Source organism: Microcoleus sp. T2B6, assembly GCF_036700475.1.
Taxonomy (GTDB): Bacteria; Cyanobacteriota; Cyanobacteriia; order Cyanobacteriales; family Microcoleaceae; genus Microcoleus.
Map to the genome: position 1 here is coordinate 38,334 of NZ_JAUBOZ010000004.1, position 22,617 is coordinate 60,950.

Annotated in this window: 18 protein-coding genes and 1 pseudogene; 11 read left to right on the top strand and 8 right to left on the bottom strand. The window is 45.2% G+C overall.

The window, feature by feature from the left end:
- Positions 1 to 419: 419 nt before the first annotated feature.
- The 4 genes from QUA00_RS02655 to QUA00_RS02670 form a co-directional block, all read right to left on the bottom strand.
- Complete coding sequence (locus tag QUA00_RS02655) at positions 420 to 821, bottom strand: MgtC/SapB family protein (protein ID WP_333144774.1); 402 nt, start codon at positions 819 to 821, stop codon at positions 420 to 422.
- 103 nt (positions 822 to 924) lie between these two features.
- Positions 925 to 1,581: a hypothetical protein gene (locus tag QUA00_RS02660; protein ID WP_333108808.1), complete on the bottom strand. Its 657-nt coding sequence runs from the start codon at positions 1,579 to 1,581 to the stop codon at positions 925 to 927.
- A 399-nt stretch (positions 1,582 to 1,980) separates the two neighbouring features.
- Positions 1,981 to 2,946, bottom strand: coding sequence for a BadF/BadG/BcrA/BcrD ATPase family protein (locus QUA00_RS02665; protein ID WP_333408603.1), 966 nt, complete (start codon positions 2,944 to 2,946; stop codon positions 1,981 to 1,983).
- 203 nt (positions 2,947 to 3,149) lie between these two features.
- The gene (locus QUA00_RS02670; protein ID WP_333408604.1) at positions 3,150 to 3,506 is read right to left on the bottom strand and encodes a zinc ribbon domain-containing protein; all 357 of its coding nucleotides are present in this window, start codon (positions 3,504 to 3,506) and stop codon (positions 3,150 to 3,152) included.
- Between the two features lie 215 nt (positions 3,507 to 3,721).
- Between QUA00_RS02670 and QUA00_RS02675 the strand changes: the two genes are divergently transcribed.
- Both QUA00_RS02675 and QUA00_RS02680 read left to right on the top strand, forming a co-directional pair.
- Positions 3,722 to 4,048, top strand: a complete 327-nt coding sequence (locus QUA00_RS02675) for a phasin family protein (RefSeq protein ID WP_333408605.1) — start codon at positions 3,722 to 3,724, stop codon at positions 4,046 to 4,048.
- Between the two features lie 278 nt (positions 4,049 to 4,326).
- Positions 4,327 to 4,914 (top strand): FKBP-type peptidyl-prolyl cis-trans isomerase, encoded by a 588-nt coding sequence (locus tag QUA00_RS02680; protein ID WP_333408606.1) that lies wholly within the window; start codon positions 4,327 to 4,329, stop codon positions 4,912 to 4,914.
- A gap of 93 nt (positions 4,915 to 5,007) precedes the next feature.
- Here QUA00_RS02680 and QUA00_RS02685 read toward each other — a convergent pair whose 3' ends face one another.
- From QUA00_RS02685 to gloB, 4 genes are all read right to left on the bottom strand, one after another.
- Positions 5,008 to 7,623 (bottom strand): replicative DNA helicase, encoded by a 2,616-nt coding sequence (locus QUA00_RS02685; RefSeq protein ID WP_333408607.1) that lies wholly within the window; start codon positions 7,621 to 7,623, stop codon positions 5,008 to 5,010.
- A gap of 167 nt (positions 7,624 to 7,790) precedes the next feature.
- A complete protein-coding gene (gene rplI / locus QUA00_RS02690) occupies positions 7,791 to 8,249 on the bottom strand; it encodes a 50S ribosomal protein L9 (protein WP_333108796.1) in 459 nt (152 codons plus the stop codon).
- A 269-nt stretch (positions 8,250 to 8,518) separates the two neighbouring features.
- The gene (locus QUA00_RS02695) at positions 8,519 to 13,687 is read right to left on the bottom strand and encodes a PAS domain S-box protein (RefSeq protein ID WP_333408608.1); all 5,169 of its coding nucleotides are present in this window, start codon (positions 13,685 to 13,687) and stop codon (positions 8,519 to 8,521) included.
- 659 nt (positions 13,688 to 14,346) lie between these two features.
- The gene (gene gloB, locus QUA00_RS02700; protein ID WP_333408609.1) at positions 14,347 to 15,120 is read right to left on the bottom strand and encodes a hydroxyacylglutathione hydrolase; all 774 of its coding nucleotides are present in this window, start codon (positions 15,118 to 15,120) and stop codon (positions 14,347 to 14,349) included.
- Positions 15,121 to 15,355: 235 nt separating this feature from the next.
- Here gloB and QUA00_RS02705 point away from each other — a divergent pair, with 235 nt between their 5' ends.
- From QUA00_RS02705 to QUA00_RS02745, 9 genes and pseudogenes are all read left to right on the top strand, one after another.
- Positions 15,356 to 15,559: a hypothetical protein gene (locus QUA00_RS02705; protein ID WP_333144783.1), complete on the top strand. Its 204-nt coding sequence runs from the start codon at positions 15,356 to 15,358 to the stop codon at positions 15,557 to 15,559.
- Between the two features lie 200 nt (positions 15,560 to 15,759).
- Complete coding sequence (gene galE / locus QUA00_RS02710) at positions 15,760 to 16,758, top strand: UDP-glucose 4-epimerase GalE (RefSeq protein ID WP_333408610.1); 999 nt, start codon at positions 15,760 to 15,762, stop codon at positions 16,756 to 16,758.
- Complete coding sequence (locus QUA00_RS02715; protein ID WP_333408611.1) at positions 16,724 to 17,599, top strand: hypothetical protein; 876 nt, start codon at positions 16,724 to 16,726, stop codon at positions 17,597 to 17,599. Before galE (QUA00_RS02710) ends, QUA00_RS02715 begins: the two co-directional genes overlap by 35 nt.
- A 164-nt stretch (positions 17,600 to 17,763) precedes the next feature.
- Positions 17,764 to 18,174 (top strand): hypothetical protein, encoded by a 411-nt coding sequence (locus tag QUA00_RS02720; protein WP_333311087.1) that lies wholly within the window; start codon positions 17,764 to 17,766, stop codon positions 18,172 to 18,174.
- 39 nt (positions 18,175 to 18,213) lie between these two features.
- Positions 18,214 to 18,498: a hypothetical protein gene (locus QUA00_RS02725; RefSeq protein WP_333408612.1), complete on the top strand. Its 285-nt coding sequence runs from the start codon at positions 18,214 to 18,216 to the stop codon at positions 18,496 to 18,498.
- Positions 18,414 to 19,036 (top strand): annotated as a pseudogene (gene galE / locus QUA00_RS02730) (UDP-glucose 4-epimerase GalE); the annotation flags it as partial. The gene QUA00_RS02725 and the pseudogene galE (QUA00_RS02730), both read left to right, overlap by 85 nt.
- Positions 19,037 to 19,133: 97 nt before the next feature.
- Positions 19,134 to 20,057 carry an alpha-1,2-fucosyltransferase gene (locus tag QUA00_RS02735; RefSeq protein ID WP_333408613.1) on the top strand — a complete coding sequence of 308 codons (924 nt, stop codon included), beginning with the start codon at positions 19,134 to 19,136 and terminating at the stop codon, positions 20,055 to 20,057.
- Positions 20,058 to 20,311: 254 nt separating this feature from the next.
- The gene (locus QUA00_RS02740; RefSeq protein WP_333144825.1) at positions 20,312 to 21,148 is read left to right on the top strand and encodes a hypothetical protein; all 837 of its coding nucleotides are present in this window, start codon (positions 20,312 to 20,314) and stop codon (positions 21,146 to 21,148) included.
- Positions 21,149 to 21,428: 280 nt separating this feature from the next.
- On the top strand, positions 21,429 to 22,580 hold the full coding sequence (locus QUA00_RS02745; RefSeq protein WP_333104383.1) for a glycosyltransferase family 4 protein: 1,152 nt from the start codon (positions 21,429 to 21,431) through the stop codon (positions 22,578 to 22,580).
- The last annotated feature ends 37 nt before the right edge of the window (positions 22,581 to 22,617 follow it).

Consider the following 22,617-nt stretch of genomic DNA (forward strand, 5'->3'; position numbering starts at 1 on the left):
CTCACCCGGAAGTCCGCCAGGGAATGAATTCCCTGTCTCATAGCGAAAGTCCTCTCAAAGAGGACTGAAGAACTCATTAGTCCTCTTTGAGAGGACTTTGACTTTGAGACTCTTGCTGAAACCCCTGCCGGAATGAGGGTTTAACGTTAAGTTGACACCAATGCCCACAATAATCATCCTCAAATTGTGTAAGGCCCCTTGTTCACCATTTGGACAGGTATAGCTGGGATGAGGGCAAACAATTTATGAGCAGTGATTAACTGGACTTGGTATGAAACAGCTAATATTATTTACCCTCCATCGACCGCAATAAAATTAGTTGGTAGTGAGGATTTTGACCGTCATAAAACTCGCTCGTACTTCCCGTCACTACAAACGTTATAACGGTTATTATACCCACTTTTATATAATCCTTGAGACTATTTCCTACGAGCTCGGCGCTCTAACTCTTTAATTACTCTCAGAACAAACAGCGACATTAAAGCGCCAATTAATGCCAGTTGCCACAACCCACATCCGGCAGCAGTTCCTAAAGCTGCTGACACCCAAATAGCGGCGGCAGAGGTGAGGCCGTGAACTTCAACTTTGCCTCTTTCCTGGTGATTTTGCCGCAGGATTTCTCCGCCTCCCAAAAACCCAATCCCGGCAGCAATCCCTTGAATTACGCGCGCTACAGCATCTCCTCCGTTTTCATTTTTCCCCATTGCCAGCGGCATTAAAACAAACAGTGCACAACCCATACTAACTAGCATATGAGTTCTCAATCCCGCTGGTTTGTTTCTGAGTTGGCGCTCCCATCCAATAATTCCGCCAACAAACATGGCTAGGCACAACCTTAACAGTATGCCTAGCCAATGATCGGGAGACCACAAGTTAGCGATCGACAATGTTTTACTGCAAATAATTAATCCGAATAGCCCAATATTAGCGGAGCACGATGTCCGATCGCAATCTCACTGCCAAATCTTGTTCCGGGCGAATCACGAGCACGTCAACGCTGCGCCGCCCCAACAATACTCCAGCTAAAGCGCCGATCCCAGCGCCTCCTAATACTTCTTCAGTCGCGATCGCTTTGTCGCCGGTAATGCCTGCGAGTGCAGCAGCTGCTGCTGCACCCAAGGCTGCACCTTGCGCTACTGAACCTGTGCCAGCACCTTTTTGGACTCTTTCGGTTCGGGTAATAATTCCTGAATTTCCGTCAATCCGATAGCGTTGGCGGCGGCTGATAATTAACTCTCTGGCAACAAATTGAGTACCAATTTGATTGCCTCTTCTGACAGGTTGCAGTGCCCCGACAATCTGGCTGCCTGCGGGGATTAATACTCTGCCTTGAGGTGTGCGGATGTCTTGCGCTACTGTTAAAGTTAAAGGTGCAGTTTCTTCGCGGGTGACAACTATTTTGTCTTTTTCATAGCTAACTGGAATTACACTGCCCGACGGAATTCGGATGCTATCAAATTGGGAAATTCGTTGTTGGGCTTCTGCGGGAGTAGCTACCACCAGCGGCGCGCTGGTTCCCACTGTAATGCCCAGTGCGAGGATTGCTGCTGTTGCTGAACGCCATTTTTGAGAAGTAATCATATAAATTGTCTCCTTGCTTCGGTTTTTGTTTACTTAGGAACGCACTACTGCTAAATTTGTTTCTGGTTTCGCATTCATCTGATGTTTTGATTATGGCAGGCTGGAATTCTACCAGTTGGGAAGATAAGGTTGATAATCAAGAAGTTGAAAATTTGGAAAAATCGAGAAAATCCCCAATACAGGGGCGATCGGGAAGATAAGGAAGATAGTCAACAGTCAACAGCCAGTTGATTTGAGATTTGAGATTTGAGATTTGAGATTTGAGATTTGACTCCACAGATGAATCTGGAAGCTGGAAAGTAGGTGTAAAATATTTCGCTTGTCAACAGTCAACAGTCAACAGTCAACAGTCAACAGTCAACAATCAACAGTCAACAGTCAACAGTCAACAGTCAACAATTAATTGTTGAGAGCGTTTAAGGCTAGCAATCCAGCACCGAAAGCTGGTTCGTATCGGGGCGAAATTACCTTAGCTTTTGGGGCGATCGCACTTATGGCCGCTTCAAACCGACCTCGGCAATTTGCCTCTCCACCCCACACACCTCCTACGATCACAATTTCAAATTCTTCTGTTTGGTTAAATAGCGCTGAAATGGCTATTTTTGTTGAATAGGTTAATTCGGCCACAGCATTATTGATAATGCAGTCAGCGACGCGATCGCCCTCTGCTGCTGCTCCCTCGACAATCGGCGCTAAAGCAGCAATTTCTTTGACTCCCCAACCGCGCCCGTAAACGACTTCTACCAATTCTTCTAGGTTATTGAGGCCTAAATGCTCTTGAAATTTTTCCGCAAGCACAGTAAAATCTTCGCGTCCGTCATAGAACTTCAAAGCAGCTTGCAAACCCTGAAGGGCGATGTTATATCCGCTGCCTTCATCGCCTAAAATGTATCCCCAACCGCCGACTCGTTTAGTTTTCCCGTGACGGTTTTGCCCGAAAACAATCGAACCGGTTCCTGAAATAACGGCGATACCCACTGGATGGCCTGTACCGCCAGCAAGTGCGATCGCGCAGTCGCTGGAAATTACTATATTCCTGGGCAGGAACGATCGGGTTACTGGTAAAGTATTCGTCAACTGCAAGTTCTGCACTACAAATTGCACTATTTCACGATCTTTTGGACGCCCGACGCCTGCTAGTCCCAGACCAATTGCTTCTATGTTGAGATTGCCTACAGGCTCGACCTGAGCGGACAGAACTGCTCGTTCGATCGCCAATTGGATGGATTGTTTTGCTGTCTCAATTCCCAGGGTTTGATAATTGGACGGCCCTGCTTCACCCCGTCCTAAAACAAGGTGGTTGTCATCCATTAAAAGGCAGATAGTTTTAGTGCCGCCGCCGTCGATGCCGAATACGTAGCTCATGAATAATTTAGATAATAATAGAGCAACCCAGATTAACAGATATCTCTCTATTCTACGCTTTGTACAATCAGATTAAACTGAGATGTTGCACCATTGTCAATAAGCCTTTTATGAACAGGCTTTCCGGCCTGTTCCACAAGAAAATTAATCTCCTGTGGAACAGGCCGGAAAGCCTGTTCTTCAGAATGGTGCAAGATGTGAGATTAAATCGACAGAGCAATGCTAATAATAATTAAACCTAATAATGCTAACCAAACCAGATGGCGCTGACACCAATTTTTGATTGATTGCAGCCCGTCGCCGCTGCTGTAAGGGATCGTCTGTGGCACAAGTGGCTCAGCTCGATCGTGATAAAGCGTGCATTCTTTGGCAAAGGGACGCTGCGGGTAGTTGCAAGTGTCGTCTTCGTGATAAATACAGGTAGCGCACAGAAATTCTTCGGGTTTCGCTCGATAAAGAGGGATACCCGGATGACCGAAAGCTTTGAGGGGGATTTTGCAGTGTGCACAGGCGAGCGCTTGGGCGTCTACAGGTTGGTGACAGCGGGGGCAATCAGGCATAGACAGCAGGGTTATGGGGTAATGTGGTCGGTAGGCTCATTAGCGGGTTTTCCGAACGCCGATTAGCGCGATCGGCTCGCCATCAGGCGGCTGGATGCTCCAAAATAGAAAGGTAGGTGTGCGCTGATGTAACTTTAAGTTTACAGATGGTTTCGCAGCGACAGCAGGCGACCTGAGCCGATCGGGAATGAAAGGGCAAACAGTAGGAAAAATCTATGGATAACAATAGCAACTTACTCAAACAACTGGTAATGCTGGGCATTGGTACTACCTCTCTGGTAGCCGAGAAATTACAGGAAGCTAGCGAGCAATGGGTCAAAGATGGCAAAATCAATCCCGAGCAAGCCAAAACCTTTGTCGATGACGTGACGGATCACCTCAAGTCTGAGCAGGGCAATTGGGATACGCAGTTGCAGCGGCAATTGCGGAATATTCTCCAAGATATGGGAGTTCCCCGACAGTCCGAAATGGATGAGTTGCGGGGAAGGCTCGATCGTTTGGAACGTCAGATGCGGGATTTAGAAAACCGTAACTGGCGCTGAGTTCGATCCTCTTCGAGGGCTTCGCTAACGCCCGCGAGGAGTTCGCTGCTATCTTGTGATAAGATTGTCACCCGAAGGCAGAAGGCTAAAAAAGGCACTTATGTAGAAGCCACTTATGTAGAATTACAAACATTCTGACTTCATACTTTTGCCTTTAAAATTATCTGGTACCTGCCGTTTTTTGGTGGAAAAGTTCAGATAAATTTTGGTGGTTCTTGTTGTACTAGATGTCTTAGATATCTGAGATATCGCGGTTAAAAGTATTAGGAGGATTAATTTTGCGAGGAGTTCTAGTCAGCTTGGGGGTAATGCTGGTTTGCTTTGTGTTTTTGATAGTCGCTCAAATGGGCGGTTCTGGGTCCCAAGCAGTTGCAGCCGAATTGAACAATCTTTTACCAGAGACTGCTATTGAGAAGTTATCAGCACAGTCTGTGAATGAAAATAACTTGCTAGTAGCTGATGCTACTTTACCGGAGGTACCAGCTACTATCGCTGGCAATAACATGACTGATAATACTGAGAAAACTGTCACCACAGATTCAGGTCTGAAATATGTGGAATTGAAAGAGGGTAATGGGGCGACTCCAAAAACCGGGCAGACGGTTGTGGTACACTACACTGGGACTTTGGAGGATGGCACGAAGTTTGACAGTTCGCGCGATCGCAATTCTCCTTTTCAGTTCAAAATTGGCGTGGGTCAAGTAATTAAGGGTTGGGATGAAGGTGTCGGTACTATGAAAGTGGGAGACCGCCGCCAATTGATTATTCCCCCTGAACTCGGTTACGGTGCTCGCGGTGCGGGCGGGGTGATTCCTCCTAATGCTACGCTGATTTTTGATGTGGAATTGTTGAAAATCGCTGGCTAGGTAGCTCAAAACCTAATTCAACGTAAAACTTTTACGGCGTTTAGAAACCCGGTTTTTTTAAGAAACCGGGTTTTTGGGTATGTTCTGGTGGATTTACGATCGCTTCGGAGATGCCAGATTGCGAAAGCAGGTAAATTGGGCGTCGAATAATAGTTTGATGATTCCTGTGGGGCCGTTTCTGTGTTTGGTAATAATTACTTCGGCAATTCCGCGATCGGGGGAATCAGGGTTGTAATATTCATCGCGGTAGAGCATAATTACTAAATCTGCGTCTTGCTCGATACTATTATGAGCGTACAATCCTTGTGTAACAAAGTTTTCAACTTTCTCTACCGTTAGATCGTAAACCATTTCTTCGCCTATGAAATCTATTTTTTGAATTTTATCCCAATAGATATCGCTAACAGCAATTTTCAGAACTTCTTCAGATTCTAGAAGAGTAGCTAACTGTGTAGCTCGTTCTCTACTGATATCACATTGATAGGAACTGTTGCCACAATAGCGCAGGCCCAAACTTGCTTTAATTTGTTTAGTTGTTAAACCCAAACGTTCTCTGGCCATATTAACTTGGGTTCGCCAAACTTGGTTGGGAATTAAATCTCGGTTGGTATTAGCCCCTCCAGATTTTTCTAGATATATTTTGACTGCGACTAAACTTTCTTGTTTATAATTGCCAACCGCACCAATCCGATATACAAATTTTTCTAACTCTTGCTTCCCACCTACCCATACTTGATATTGAGTTCGCCCTTTACTTCCTTGGGAAATGGATTTAAAAGAGGCATTAATATTCAATTTTAATAATAACGCTCGAACTCCCCGCGCTAGTTTTTCGCTACTAGATCCATAGTAAACACTGGGATAGTGGGAATTGTCTTTACTCGTGCGGATACAACCATCAGTTGCCCATAGGTGTCGAAGGAAAAGAGCGATCGATTCTTGCGGTTGGGTAAATACTAAACTGGGAATAAATTTTTCATGGGAACGTAAACCAAATATTTCTAATTGTTCGAGCCATTTAGTAATCGGATTTTTAATATTGGGAGCGAGACGATAACTAGCGGAGAGATAAACTTGATACCAATCGCGTTCGCGTTTAAGGCGGGGATTAATTTTATTACCAAATACTTCTCTAGCCAAATGTGCAACTAATTCAGCTAAATCTAATTCTCGCGTCGTGTACTGAATGCTATGTCGGGGTAAAGTACAACCATCACCAATTACATGTCCTAGTAAAGCTAATTCAGCATTACCCATCGTCTGCACTTCAGTACAAGGAATTGAGCGAGGTGTAGCAATTCGATCGCCTATTTTTAATTCATCTAACCGCTTCCAACCATCTGATGTAAAGAACTTATGATTGCCTGTTGCTGTAATCGAATTTCCCAAGCAAGTCGTCATCTCCCAGACGGGCTTGACTCCTGTACAAAAAGCATTAGTCACCATCGCTTTTTCCTGTTTCAGGGTATCTGAATTTAATCCCCAAACAGCAAAGCCAGATTGGCCGACTAAATCACGAATCGGGACTTCTAATCCACTATCCGCCAGGGTAACTAAACTATCGCCACCGAGACATCCGCTTTCGCGTAAATCAGACATCATCGGCCGCTTGTTTGTCCTCGCTTCCACACCCCGACTCAACTGAGATAAGGCAATAATCGGCACGTTGAGTTCGCGCGCTAAACCTTTAAGACTTCTGGTAATTCGAGATAGTTCTTGCACGCGGTTGTCACTGGTACCTTCCATTAATTGCAGGTAATCTAGCAAGACTAATCCTAGGGTTCCGCCTTGTTCTGCTTGGAGGCGGCGGACTTTCGATCGTATTTCTGTGACGGTAATATTGGGAGTATCGTCAATAAATAGTGGCAGTTCTGATAAATTGCCAATGGCTGTACTGATTGGTTCCCATTCGTTTTGACTGATTCTACCCGATCGCAATCGGTTACTTTCTATTTTGGCTTCGCTGGAGAGGATACGCTGCACTAGCTGTTCTTTCGACATTTCTAAGCTGAAAACGGCAACCGGTAATTTCTGCTGTCCAGCGGCGATGTGGTGGGCGATGTTGGTACAAAAGGCCGTTTTTCCCATCGCCGGCCTGGCTGCAACGATGATTAGATCCGATCGCTGAAAGCCTCCTGTCATGGCATCTAAGTCGTAAAAACCGCAGGGAATGCCGGGAAGTGTGAGACCTTCATTGCGATTTTCTAGGTCTTGAAATGTTTGGTTTAGTGTTTCGCCGATCGATACTAAATCTTGTTGCGGGCGTTCTTGAGTTATGCTGAAAATTTCTTGTTCGGCGCGGTCTAAGACTGTTTCTAGTGGTGTTGCTGTCTCGTAACCTAATTGTACTATGTTGTTGCCAGCTTCGATTAATTTGCGGCGCTGATATTTGTCTTCTACTAAAACTGCATATTGGTCGATGTTGACTGCGGAAACTGTGCGATCGACTAATTGTGCTAATTTAGTTAGTCCTCCTACTTGCTCTAACTGGTTGCGGTCGGTTAGCGCAGTTGTTACCGTCATTAAATCGGTAGGTTGACCCTGTAAAAATAGCCCTAATGCCGATCGATAAATGACTTGATGAGCGGTGATGGCAAAAAACTCCGGTCGCAGCAGTTCGGCAATTCGGGAAATAGCTTCGGGGTCAATTAAAATCCCGCCCAAAATTGCTTCTTCTGCCTCTATATTTGTCGGCATCAAATCGCTCATTAGTCAATACTTCTGTGTCATTAGTTATTAGTTGCCAGTTATTAGTCGTCAGTTCTCAATCTGTAAGGAAGGCGTTACTCACTTTGCAAGTTAGGAATGCTTAGTTGTTAGCTAATGACTAATGACTAACAACTAATGACTAATGACTGATGACTGATAACTCTTAATTACATCGGAACAACTTGAATATCAACTTCGGCGGTAACTTCTGCGTGTAGTTTGATTTCAGCTTTGTATGTACCAGTTTGGCGAATTTCGGGTAGGGTGATGCCGCGCCGATCGACTTCTTGACTGGTAGAGTTGAAAATCAGTTCTGCTACTTCTTGGTTGGTGACTGTACCAAAAATCGCGTCAGCTTCGCCAACTTGCTTGGAAATGATGAAAGGCCCAGCCGATTGGAGGGCGGTTTTGCGGACTTCAGCTTGCTGCTTGAGCTCTAGCTGGCGCAGTCTTTCTTCTTCACGGCGGCGCTCTGCTTGCTTGAGAATGCCCGGAGTGGCTTTAAATCCCATTCCTTGGGGTACTAGGTAGTTGCGGGCGTAGCCTGGGGCTACTTCTACTACGTCGCCAGCTTTGCCGAGTTTGCTGACATCTTTATTTAAAACTAATTGAACGCGCTTGGCCATGATCGTGGGTTGTGGGGTTTTAACTGCAACTTTTTATAATAGCGAAGTTTGAGGGGCGATCGCAAGGAAGTTCGGCAACGGATTTTGTAACGGATGTAACGGATTTAACGGATTTAACGGATGGATGTTGATCTTCGAGGTTCGAGATTCCAGGTTCGAGAGAAGAAACAGGGATAATATTTTTAACGGGCAAATTCAGTTGGAAATTACGCAAAACGCGGGTGCTGTAATGAGCCAAATCAACTACAGTGCAATGTCTTACCGAGCACTCAGGCTTTATTTTCAAGGCGCTGGGCAACGATCGATCGCGCTACAGTAGCAACTAACTGGGTCGAATTGATCGGCTTGGCTAAGTGTTTGTCAAATCCGGCTTGCAAAACTTGGCGCTCGTTCGCTTCTCCAGCATAGGCCGTTAAGGCGATCGCCAACAACTGCCGATACTCAGGCGCAAGCTGAGTGCGGATGCGCTCGATCAACATATACCCGTCCATCTGGGGCATTCCAATGTCGCTGACGAGCAAATCCGGTGCAGTTTGTTCGATCGACTCCAGCGCCTCAGCAGCAGATGACAGGGAAATCACCTCTGCACCCGCTTCCTCAAGCACGAAAGCGACAAAATCTCGCGAGTCGAGTTCATCATCTACCACCAAAATTCTCAATCCAACTAGCGGCAAGGATGAGAGATCGGGACTAGCAGCCCCATGACCTTCTTCCTCCTCCTGCCTTCTAGAATCATCATTTAATAGCGGTAATCTCACCGTAAACGTCGCTCCTTGACCAACTCCTGCGCTTTCTGCAAACACCGTTCCGCCGTGAAGTTCGATCAGTTGGCGGACGATCGCCAATCCCAATCCCAAGCCGCCAAATTTGCGCGTTGTAGCGCCATCTTCTTGTCGGAAATGGTCAAAAACATAAGGCAAGAAATCGGGAAGAATACCTTTACCAGTGTCTATAACTTGAATTTGAGCTTGGTGTGCGATTTGCCCTAATCGAACTTCTACTCGACCGCCTTCGGGCGTGAATTTCACCGCATTTGATAACAAATTCCACACAATTTGTTGCAAGCGACTTGTATCGCCGAGAACTTGCCCCACATCAGAATTTAAGATTGTTTGGATTTGAATTTTTTTAGCTTCGGCTGCTAATTGCACCGTTTCCACAGCAGATGGAATAATGGTTGCCAGATTCACCGGAGCAACATTCAATCTGAGTTTTCCTTGGAGAATCCGAGACACGTCAAGCAAGTCTTCGATTAATTGAGATTGCAGTCTGGCGTTGCGCTCGATCGTCTCAAAGGCCTTGGCAGTTTGAGTCGGCTTCAGCTTGCCACCGACGAGCAGTTGCGACCAGCCTAAAATCGGATTCAGGGGCGATCGCAACTCATGAGAAAGCACCGCCAGAAACTCGTCTTTAATGCGGTTAGCTCGCTCGGCTTCCGCGCGGGCAGTTTGTTCTAATTGGAGAACCATATCGCGCTCGGTTTCCACTTGTTTGCGTTCTGTAATGTCGATTACAGAGCCGATATAACCCTCAAATTGTCCCCTTTCGGAAAATCTGGGAGCCGCAGCATCGATCGCCCAAGAATATCCGCCATCCTTGCGCCCGACGCGATATTCCACGCTGTACGGTTCCTGACGTTCGTTGGCGGTCAAAAATGCCTTCTTGACCTGTTCTCGGTCTTCTGGATGCAGCGCGTTTATCCAACCCAATCCTAAACCTGTTTCCTCAGTTTGACCTGTGAATCCATACCAGGTTTCGCTCAAGAAAGTGCAATAGCCTGTGGAGTCTGTTACCCAGACCATAAAAGGAGCATTGTTAGCCATAGTGCGGAATCGTTCTTCGCTTTCTTGCAGGGCTGCTTCGGCTTGTTTGCGTTCTGTGATATCGCGACAGACAATCACTCCACCTTTGATTTCGTTGCTAGTATCAACTACCGGATAACCGCTGATACTGATCCAGCGCTCTTCGGAATCTTCGCGGCGGACAAATACCTCTACATCATTGACATATTCACCTTTGATTGCTCTGACTAGAGGTAGTTCAGCGGCGGGGAAGAGGGTTTTTTTATCTGCCAAAAATAGTCCGTAAGTGCTCGACCATTCCTCACAAGATTTTTCATTCGATAGCTGACCGAATATTCCTACGGCGGCTCGGTTAAACAACACAAACTCCGCTTGTTGGTTGGCCAAAATTAAACCATCGCCAATGCTGTCAATGATGACTTGCAGTAACTTAGTTTGTTCTTGCATGGCGACTTCGGCTCGTTTGCGATTGGTGATTTCGCTGGAGATGCCAATCAAGCCGATGACTTCTCCCGCCTGATTGCGGTAGGGAGCTTTCATTACCAGAAATGTCCGAATGCCATCGTGAGATTCTTCGAGGACTTCTGTTTGACCGGATTCCATAATACGCCGATCGTTTTCCGTGACTGTGACTGCAAGTTCTGTTACTGGGTATAAATCGATATCGCGACCACCAATTACTTCAGTAGCCGATTTGCCCATTATTTCCAGCGTGGCTGGATTGGCATAAATAATCCGTCCTTCTCGATTTTTGACAAAAATTGGCGTGGGTGCTGACTCGTTAATCACGTTCAAAATCGCATTCTTTTGCCGCAGTTCTTCTTCCGTGCGTTTGCGATCGCTAATATCGCTCCAATAAGCCGTAAGTCCTTCGACCGCAGGATAGGCGCTTACTTCTATATACATCTGAAGCGACGGCGAGAACTCTTCAAACTTGACAGAAACTTGTTCGGAAACAACTCGATGAAATTCTTGATATGCCCTTGAATTGGATTCTTTCTCGGCGGGGAATACCTCCCAGATCGATCGACCTAACAACTCGTTTCTTGATCGAGAAAGCAGTTTTTCTGCTGTGGCATTAACGTAGGTATAGCACCATTGTGAATCGATCGCGATAAAGGCATCGGTAATACTTTCTATAATATTGCTGACTTGTTGGTTGGCCGCAGAGAGCGCGAGTTCAGCGTTTTTGCGATCGGTGATGATTTCGCAAAAAATCATGATGCCGCCAATCTCATTGGTGTTGGTTCGCCAAGGGTGAATTTCCCAGCGCACCCAGTCGATTAAGCCATCAGGGCGGGGAAACTGATCTTCTTGGCAGATTTCGACTGCTCCCGCCAGACAGCGCTGGTGGATTTGTTTGAAACGATCGGGCAAATTGGGAAAGATGTCGTAATGCGATCGGCCCACAATGTTTTGAGTGCCGAGCCCGTAACTTGACAGCCAGCGGTCGCTCACCAGCATATACCGCATCTGGCGGTCAAACATCGCCACCCCCGCAGGCGAATGTTTTACGAACAGCCGCAGTTGCTCTTCCTGTTGCCGCAAGAGATTTTCCGACTGTTTGCGATCGCTGATGTCTTTGAAAAGTATGGCAACTTTTCGGCTCTGTGGCTCAGGAGTGCGGAACGCCGAAACCTCAAACCAGCGGTTCATGGCTTCCGAGCCGTGTTCAAAGCGCAAGGGTTCCCCCGTGAGCGCGACTTTGCCGTACACCTCAAACCAATAATTTTCGTGATCAGGAACGAGCTGTCGCATCGTTTTACCTGTAGCTTGTTCGAGTCCGGTTTGTTTCACAAAGGCAGGATTGACTTCCAAAAAGCGGTAATCGATCGGCTTGTCGTTTTCGTCAAACAGCATTTCGATGATGCAAAAGCCTTCGTCTAGGGACTCAAACAAAGTGCGATAGCGTTCTTCAGATCGGTGCAAAGCAGCAAGAGCTTGTTTGCGATCGCTAATATCCATAAAGGCCGCCACACAGCCACGAACTGTGCCCTCTTCGTCAAATAACGGCACCGCATTCACCAACCAATCAAAGGCTACCCCGTCCGATCGCACCATTTGAATTTCCACATCACGCACTTCGACGCCGGAAGCTGCAGCTAGTTGCATTGGGAGTTGTTCTCCCGGAATTTCCTGTCCGTTGCGGAATCGTCTAAACGGAAGGGCTGCGGCTTGCTCTCCGGTTCCTGAAACATTGGTATCGGGCGGCACTCTCAACATCGACTGGGCAAATCGGTTAGCGCGAATTACTTTACACTGTGGGTCGCGGGCGATCGTAATGCCAACGGGTACAGCATCAAGTATCGATTGCAGTTCATTAACTCGTCGCTCTAGTTCCTGGTTGAGCCGTTGAATTTCTTTTTGGGTAGCTTTGCGATCGGTAATTTCCTGCACCGTCACATTCACGCCCAACACGCGATCGTCCTCGGCTTTCAGCGGATAGAGACTCAACAGCCAATCCTGTTCTAATCCCGGCTTTACAGAGTTCGTCCTCCGAACTTCGAGCTGTTTGAGTGGAACTTTAGTTTCAATAACTTCTCGGAAAAGCGGCTCTAAATCATCTGCCATTTCTGGCAAGATTTCGCGCAATGTTTTACCGATGTGGGCGGCGGCTGGAACTCGGTTAATTTCTGCTAGCCGATCGTTGATGCGGACAAACCGCAACTCGGTATCGAGGAAGCAAAGTCCGATCGGCGCACTAGCATAAATCGCCTCTATTTCTGCTACTTGCTGCTGCACAGTTTGTGCTTGTTTAATTGAATCAGCCCGATCCGCTTTCTGCTCGGTGACATCTTGAAAATAAACGGCAAGTCCCGATGGGATGGGATAGGCTCGTACCGCATACCAAGCATTGAGTGGCGGATAAAAAGATTCAAAACTAACCGTAATTTGTTCCCGAACAGGCAAGATGCCTGTTCCACAAGAAGAAAATTCATCTTTTGTGGAACGGGCATCTTGCCCGTTCTTGAGAATGGTGCAAGATGCGATCTCAAACAAACTGCCCGCTGATTCGGGAAACTCTTCCCAAATGTTGTTGCCAATCAAATCTTGCGAGGCTCGATTTAGCCACCGCGCTGCTTGCGAATTGAGGTAGGTAAATCGCCAATCTCGATCCAAAGTAAAAAACCCGTCCGAAATACTTTCGAGGGTGTCTGACAGTTGGGGCGCGGGCGCGTTACAGACTGGTTCAGGCTTTTGTTGAGCGATAGGAGTGAAGGTGGTTACTACCGCATAGGGAGTCGATCGATCTCCCTGAAATAAAGGTTGAGAATTGAGCCTCAACCAAATCAATTCTCCCTGTGGCCGATCAAAGCCCATGATGACATTTGAGCATGGTTGCCCGGTTTGCAGCGCCACCATCGCCGGATGTGTCTCGCCGGGAAAATCCGAGCCATCTTCACGCAGAGTGTGCCAGCGACTGTTGATTGAAGTCCAGCCCTGCATCTGTTCTGCTGTCATCCCCAATAGCTCCTGGGCGTGAGAATTGCAGCCCTGAATGCTACCATCTGCCAATTGCAGAACCATCCCTACATCAGTTGGCAAAGGCGCGGCTGGGTAGAACGCTTTGTTAGAATCCGTTGAAACAGAGGGGTCGATTTTTGCTTGGGGTTCAGTATTGGGGGGGTTTTGCATCGGTTTCTAACAACGCTCATTTTACTTTGGGCAAAGCACATGGCGGTCAATAATAGGGAAATAACCAGAGGAACTTTTGATTTGAGCAGGGTGACACTTCAAACCTAAGATGGATGTCGATCGTTCTGCGGTAATACCGATATCTAGACAATTTATTTTATCGTAGAGTCCCACCTCTGAACCATTTGCGAGATTCAGCACAGGCGACGGGGAATTTTCTTGCTGTTTCAAATGCGAGCAAGTATGGCACAACCACGATATTGAAGATATAGCGGTTCTCAGGAAAGTAAGGTACTCTTCCTGTTTGGCCAATGCCCTGTTGGGCCTGTTTGGCCAAGAACACCTCATGTTAAGTAACTACACAAAATTAATTACATGAAGACTCCTTGCTAGGCAAGGGTTTCAGTAGAAATATTGTGTAATTAATTCGGAACTACTACTTACTGAGAAACGCTATATAGCGGTTCTCAAAAAAGTGAGGTATGCCCTATGCCCACGGAGGCCTATGCCCTATGCCCTATGCCCATGAGTACCTCATATGAGAGCTCCAAAGGCTATATGTCAACTCAAGTGCTGCACTTTCTTATCAATACCGAAACCGTGGGAAAGCCCCCCAATGAATTATGGCTCGATCTTGTGATATTTATTGTTTGCAGTGGTCAAAATTGGTCTTTCATGCCGCGCAATCGAGCGAAGGTTTGCACTGGATCGCGGGTGTTGGTGGCTGATTGGATGTTGGGAAAATCCCAGCGCAAAAATGGGTTTGTGCTTTTTTCGAGCCCGATCGATGATGGTATTGTAGGTTGCGATCGACTGCGCGCTTCCTTGACGGATCCCCAGCGCTGCTGCAGATCGGGATTGTCGCCATCCACACTCAAGGCAAATTGCAGGTTGTTCAGCGTGTATTCGTGGGCGCACCAGACTCTCGTACTATCAGGCAAGTTTCGCAGTTGCCGCAGAGAGGCTAACATTTGGGCGGGAGTGCCTTCTTTGAGCCTGCCGCAGCCTCCAGCAAATAAGGTGTCGCCGCAGAACAATTCGCCGGTTTCGCTGGGGTTGTTGGGGGGGAAATAGTAGGCGATGTGAGCTTTTGTGTGGCCGGGTAGGAAGAAGACTTCGGCGGTTCTGTTGGCGAAAGAAACTCGATCGCCCGCTTGTAAAAACACTTGCTGTCCGGGTATTCTGCCTCGGTCTTCTGCGCCAGCGTAAACTTTAATTTGGGGAAAGCGATCGATCAGTTCCTGATTGCCGCCTATGTGGTCGCTGTGGTGGTGGGTATTGAAAATTGCTGTTAATTCGGCTCCGAGTGCTTGCAGTTGCTCTAACACTGGCTGCGATCGCGCTGGATCGACGACTGCTGCTGTGTGGCTATCGGGGTCGTGCAGCAAGAAAATGTAATTGTCGGAGAGTACCGGAAGCCGATAAACCTGCATAGAAAAGTGCCTCTCTCGGAAAAATATTATATAATTAAGTTAGTCTGAACGCTATCCGAAGGCTGATTGCAGATTTATTAAGTCCGCATATCTATCTTGGGAAGTAAAACTCTGATACGTTTCTGATACGTTATTTCTGCTGTTGAGCAAATTGATTTGCGGTCGGGTACGCACCATTTTTGGGTCATGAACTGCAATCGGCTTTAACTATTTTGGCATAAAAGCGATCGAATAAATGCGAACATCTCACAACAAATCGAACTTAACAATTTCTCAAAAAGTCGATCGGATTGTAGCGTCTGGCAAGATCAGTCGCAGGGAACACTTAGTTTTGACTTCGGCTATCCTGTCAGATGATAAAATTTCAGAAGAGGATCGACATCAGATTAATCGGATATTTGATTATATCCAAATTGGTCGCCTCAAGTTTATCGAGTGAACAGAAAGACTTGCTCCCTCAGCATCTGTCTGGAGTGTAAAAAGCGTTTTTTAGGAGTGCGAGCGTCCCGTCGGGCACAGCAAAGCCTATATATTTCGCTCGAATTCTCCGGCTCACGCCGAGTGTGAAAGCGTCAGATGTGGCAGTCTCAAAGTAACAAGGCTCTTGGCAATCCCAGCTACAAAAACAGGCAGAAGAAAATGAGTTCAGAAAAACAAACTATTTTGGTGACGGGGGGAGCTGGATATATTGGCTCTCACGCGGTATTAGCGCTGAAAAACGCCGGTTACGGTGTGGTGATTTTGGATAATTTAGTTTACGGTCACAGAGATATAGTAGATCGGGCTTTGCAGGTGGAGTTAGTAGTTGGCGACACGAACGATCGCACTCTTCTAGACAACTTGTTTACTACGCACAAGATTGATGCGGTAATGCACTTTTCTGCATACGCTTACGTGGGCGAATCTGTTACCGACCCAGCTAAATATTATCGCAACAATGTCATCGGCACTATTACGCTTTTGGAAGCAATGATCGCTGCTGACGTGAAGAAATTTGTGTTTTCTTCTACTTGCGCGACTTACGGTGTACCGCAGAAAATTCCGCTCACAGAAGACCACCCACAAAACCCGATCAATCCCTACGGTGCTACTAAGTTAATGGTAGAAAGGATTTTGTCTGATTTTGACGCTGCGTATGATTTCAAGTCTGTTTGTTTCCGCTATTTTAACGCGGCTGGGGCTGACCCTAACGGGTTGTTAGGAGAGGATCACAATCCAGAAACTCACTTGATCCCACTGGTGTTGTTCGCGGCTTTGGGTAAACGAGATTCGATCGCGATTTTTGGCACGGATTACGAGACTCCTGACGGTACTTGCATTCGGGATTACATTCACGTTAACGATTTGGCATCTGCTCACATTTTGGGATTAGAATATTTGTTAAATGGTGGCAAATCTGATTTCTTTAATTTGGGCAATGGCGGCGGGTTTTCGGTGAAAGAGGTGATAGAAGCGGCTCGTCAAGTGACGGGAAAAGAGATTAAGGCTGTTGAGCGTGAACGGCGTCCGGGAGATCCGCCTTCTTTGGTTGGCAGCAGCAAAAAGGCGATCGAAACCTTGGGTTGGTCTCCCGAATATCCCGACATTAAGAACATTATCTCCCATGCTTGGCAGTGGCATCAAAAGCGTCACAGTTAGCATAAACTCAAATAAAACAAGTGCAAAAATTGAGTCAAAAATAATGTTAAACAGTTACAAAGATTTTTGTTTTTGCACCTTAGCTTTTGGGAAAAAGTATCGCGAATTAGCCAAACAACTAGCAGCAGACTTAGAAACTCATTCTCTAGGGACGATGCTAGTTGTTTGTACTGACTACCCAAATGACTTTCAGAAGTTGACGAATGTTTTCGCCTTTAAAAAAAGTCGCGAAGGTGTAGATTATTGTTATAATGATAAACGATTTGCACTAAAAAAAGCCTTAGAATTATGCCGAGTGACAATCTTTGTGGATGCAGATACAAGAATCCTAGGAAAAGTGCCGGAGAGAGAATGGAGGTCAGGAATTACTTGTAAAGAGTTTATTCCCATTCTAGAACATCCACCAAATCAATCATTGCCGGGGAGAAAAGAGGCAATTCATAAATTAGCAAAAAAGCTAGAAATACCATTGAATAATGTAAGTTTTGTTCCAGAAAACTTGTTCGTAATTGCGAGAGACAATGGGAAAGAAATTCAGTTTATTCAAGAATGGGGAAAGATTGGAAGATTTTTTGAAGTGCAAAAAGTCAAAACAAAAGACGGTAATCCCATTGGGTTAGCAACTGCTAAAGTTGGGTGGAATATTCGTAATGATGGGTGGCAGGAACTCGCTCAAATTATGGAGCATTCTTTGGCTCATTGGGACTGGGAAAAAAATCAAGTAAGAACCTTTTGGGATAAAGTTTGGGCTAAATTGCAGTTTGAGCATTGGCAATATCTCTATCGGTTATTAAAAACACAGTTAATTGCCTTATTAAATTTCGATTTTTACTATCGTTAGAAAAAAAAGATAGAGGATTTATCACCATTTTAATTGGATTGTATTCATTTCAAGACTGCATACATTTTCTAGCTTCAGTCAGGAAGTTTCACCGCGAACCAATTATTATTTTAATAGATAGATCCCCGCGATTTTTATATCCATTACTTTTGGTGTTCGGAAATGTGAGATTGCATGCCGCACCGTCTCACAAAAATCCTGTTTTAGCATCGCGACAAGCTAAGCTGGCTTTGTATCAACAATCTCCTTTTGAGAAAACTATTTATCTGGACTGCGATATTTGTTTGCTATCGCCAATATATGAAGTTTTTGACTATCTTGATGAAGTAGATTTGCTGATAACAGAAGATGTGCAGCCTGCCATTGCTAAAGCGGCAAATTTATTAAGAGTCAAGCAGGATATTCTGTCAACTTTGCAGTCTGTCGGGTTGCCGCTAAATGAAAATAGCATTCAAGACAATGGCGGATTTATCGCTTTTACGAAAAGCAGTAAAACTCAGGAATTGTTCACCAACTTTAAGAAATATTTCGAGATGGTAGTGGCGCATCAAAATGTGCTAATAGTGAAAGACTAGGGCGCTTTTGCAGCGGCTGTGGAATCGGTGAAACCGAAAATGACAACTTTGTCCCCGGTTTACAACTACTTGGATAAGTGGAAAGATGTTTATACGATCGACAAACCGATTAAAGTAATGCACTGCACTTATCCTTACCGCCCTCAGTACGCGAAGAACGTGACGCGATCGCTCTTTACTAGAATAGTCGATCGCACGGCTCAAATATTTTTACCAAATCAACTTAACAATCCCTTGGCGCGACTTACGGTGTACCGCAGAAAATTCCGCTCACAGAAGACAACCCGCAAAATCCGATCAATCCCTACGGTGCTACTAAGTTAATGGTAGAACGGATTTTGTCGGATTTTGACCCTGCCTACGATTTCAAGTCTGTTTGTTTCCGCTATTTTAACGCGGCTGAGGCTGACCCGAACGGGTTGTTAGGAGAGGATCGCAATCCAGAAACTCACCTGATCCCACTGGTGTTGTTCGCGGCTTTGGGTAAACGAGATTCGATCGCGATTTTTGGCACGGATTACGAGACTCCTGACGGTACTTGCATTCGGGATTACATTCACGTTAACGATTTGGCATCTGGTCACATTTTAGGATTAGTATATTTGCTAAATGGTGGCAAATCTGATTTCTTTAATTTGGGCAATGGCGGCGCGTTTTCGGTGAAAGAGGTGATAGAAACGGCTCGTCAAGTGACGGGAAAAGAGATTAAGGCGGTTTCGTGCGGCGTCCGGGAGACCCACCTGCTTTGGTTGGCAGCAGCGAGAAAGCCATCAAAACCTTGGGCTGGTCTCCTGAATATCCCGACATTAAGAACATTATCTCCCATGCTTGGCAGTGGCACCAAAAACGCCACAACTCTTAGTCTGTAAGGTGCAGCGCACCTTACCATTACAGCAAAGTTTGATTGAATTCTTGTGGGGAGTAGGGGTTGGGCGTCCCGCCCGCCCCCAAAATACAATATGCTAATAATATCTGCTAAATCGGGACAACTGGGCAACCGACTGCTGCTTTTTGCTAATTTCATCGCTTGGGCGATCGAGCATAATTTGACTGTTCTCAATCCTGCTTTTGACGAATATGCAGAATTCTTTGTGGGAACCGCAGGGGATTTTTTGTGTTGTTATCCTCCTCCATATTTTACCGCAGCAGGTAACAAGTTTGTCAGAAGGAAATATTATAATTTTATTAAGTATTTAAGCAAACAAAAAATATTAAAAACGCAAGAAATAACCCGAAAACAACCTTTTAGTTGGCTCAAATATCAGGAGATCGAACAAATCAAGCAGGGTTCAATTGTTTTTTTTCAAGGCTGGCTATTTCGAGATGGCTGGTTTGTAGAAGATATCCCCTATTTACACAAGTACGCCGACCCGATTAGAGCATACTTTGCACCATTAGAGCGATATAGAATCAATGTAGATCGTTTGATATTGACTTTAAAAAATAACTCTGATATCCTAGTCGGAATTCACATCCGCCAAGGGGATTATGTTCAGCATCAAAAGGGTAGATACTTTTACACAAGTGAGCAATATTTAGAAGTCATGAATTATGTGAGGAGGCTATTTGAAGGCAAAAAAATAAACTTTTTGATTTGTTCTAATGTTTCGCAAAATCCGAGTTTTTTTGACGATTTTAACTGTGGATTTGGCAGCGGTCATTTAATTGAAGATATGTATGCTTTGGCTGAGTGCGACTATGTTGTCGGGCCGCCTAGCAGTTATACTATGTGGGCTTCTTTTTATGGAGATAAACCTCTTTATATGATCCGCGATGTCAATAAAACAATTAACCTGAAAGATTTTGTACATTTTTATGAATGGCAAGGAATTTTTCACGGTCGAGATGACTGGAGTGAGAGCTTTTGGGAGTGGACACACTGAGGGAAATATAGCATTTCTCAGTAACATGAGGTACCCGACGTGCATGGGGCATAGGCCTCCGTGGGCATACCTCACCACGCTTGAGAACCGCTATAGCAATCCTAAATGATTCGTGTAATTCTTGTAGGGGCAAAACCCACGCCCGGTTGCCCCGCCTTGACTGGGGTAGGCACGGGGAGTAGGGGTAGCACTACCCCTACATATTTTTACAAATGATTTAGGATTGCTATATAAGTAAATCAATAAGTAAATTAATGAATTCAAATAAATTAGCAGTCAAGGGATTTATCACTATTTTAACTGGTCTTTACTCTTTCCAGGATTGCGTTCATTTTCTGGCGTCTGTCAGGAAGTTTCACCGGGAACCCATTATTATTTTAATAGATAGAGTTCCTCTAATTTTATATCCTTTACTTCACGTGTTCGGAAATGTCATATTGAAACCTGCGCCCTCTAATGAAAATCCTGTTTTAGCGTCGCGGCTAGCTAAGCTGGCTTTGTACGGGGAATCTCTGTTTGAGAAAACTATTTATATGGATTGTGATATTTGTTTGCTGTCGCCAATAGATGAGGTGTTTGATTTTCTTGATGGGGTGGATTTGTTGGTGACGGAAGATGTGCAGCCTGCGATTGCTAAAGCGGCAAATTTATTAAGAGTCAAGCAGGATATTCTGTCAACTTTGCAGTCGGTCGGGTTGCCGCTAAATGAAAATAGCATTCAATACAATGGCGGATTTATCGCTTTTACGAAAAGCAGTAAAACTCAGGAATTGTTTACAAACTTTAAGAAATATTTCGAGATGGTAGTGGCGCATCAAAATGTGCTACTGTTAAAAGACCAGGGCGCTTTTGCGGCTGCTGTGGAATCGGTGAAACCGAAAATGACAACTTTGTCCCCGGTTTACAACTACTTAGATAAGTGGAAAGATGTTTATACGATCGACAAACCGATTAAAGTAATGCACTGCACTTATCCTTACCGCCCTCAATACGCGAAGAACGTGACGCGATCGCTCTTTACTAGAATAGTCGATCGCACGGCTCAAATATTTTTACCAAATCAACTTAACAATCCCTGGCGTTTAAAATAATTAAAGTTTGTTGGCCAACTGCATCAAAAGCAACAAAATTCAGCCCACCATAAAAAAAATTAGCCTCAACATATCCGAAAATTTACCTATAAGAATTATTGCTGGCTTGAATAACAGTCCTGGGTGCATCACTGGTTGATTTTTACCAAAAGACGCGTTGCTGTCCTTTCCCCTGGTTAAAAACCCGGTTGCTTTGGTCGGGAGTGCGTGAGTCCCTATCGCCTTGACAAAAGCTCGGTTAAGCAGGAAAATTAAACAAATGTTTTAAACAAAATACTCAGTGAAAGTTTCATTAGTAGTGAGCGATTTGTCAGGAGGAGGTGCAATTCGTGCTTTTTTATTAGCTCAAGTCTTGATAGAGCTTAAATGTGATGTAGAAGTAGTGGGATTTCAGTTTGGCAAGGACTTGTATGCGACTCCTCCCAGAGACATCCCCGTATGTGCGATACCAGCTCAAAATTATCCGGGGTTTTTGATGGATGCTCAAAAACTTTGGAAAAAAATAGATGGGGATATTATTTATGCAGTCAAACCTAAACCGACAAGCTTTGGGTTATCGCTGCTAAAAAAACTGGCGAGTCGCCACTTTATAATTTTAGATATAGACGACTGGGAACTGAGCTGGTACGGGGGAGATGAATGGCAATACCGTCCTTCTTTTAAACAACTTTATCGAGATATTTTTAAACACAATGGTCAATTGAGAGAACCCGATAATCCCCTCTATCTCAAGTGGATGGAAGGTCTCATTCACCGTGCGGATGCAGTCACCGTTGATACTGAGTTTTTAAAACAGCGTTTTGGTGGTGTATATTTGCCTAATGGTAAGGATACTGCAATGTTCGACCCTGCTAAATACAATCCTGAATTGAGCAGACAGCGTTACGGCTTGTCCGGGTATAGAATCTTAATGTTCCCCGGTGCGCCGCGACCTCACAAAGGTGTTGAGGATGTTTTGATGGCCCTCGAACAGTTAAATGAACCCGATTTAAAATTAGCGATCGTCGGCGGGAGTCCTTATGATGATTATGATGATAAACTTGTGAAACAATGGGGGCGTTGGATTATTAAACTGCCAAGGTTTCCAGTGGAGATGATGCCGTCGGTTGTAGCGGCGGCTCATGTTGTCGTTGTTCCTCAGCGAGAAACTCTCACAGCCGTGGCTCAGTTTCCGCTCAAGCTGACAGATGGCATGGCAATGGCTAAGCCTGTTTTGTCTACGCGAGTGGGGGATATTCCAGAAATTTTAGGAGGAACGGGTTATTTAGTCGATCCGAGTTCTCCCGCTCAAATTTCACAAAAAATTCAATGGATATTTCAAAATTTTACAGTGGCTAATTTACAAGGAATGAAAGCTCGGGAAAAATGTGTAAAAGAATATAGTATTGAAGCAATGAAACCGATACTTTCAGATATAATCGCAGGTATGTAAATGTTATTTAAAAAAAAACTCACGGGAGGAAGAAAAG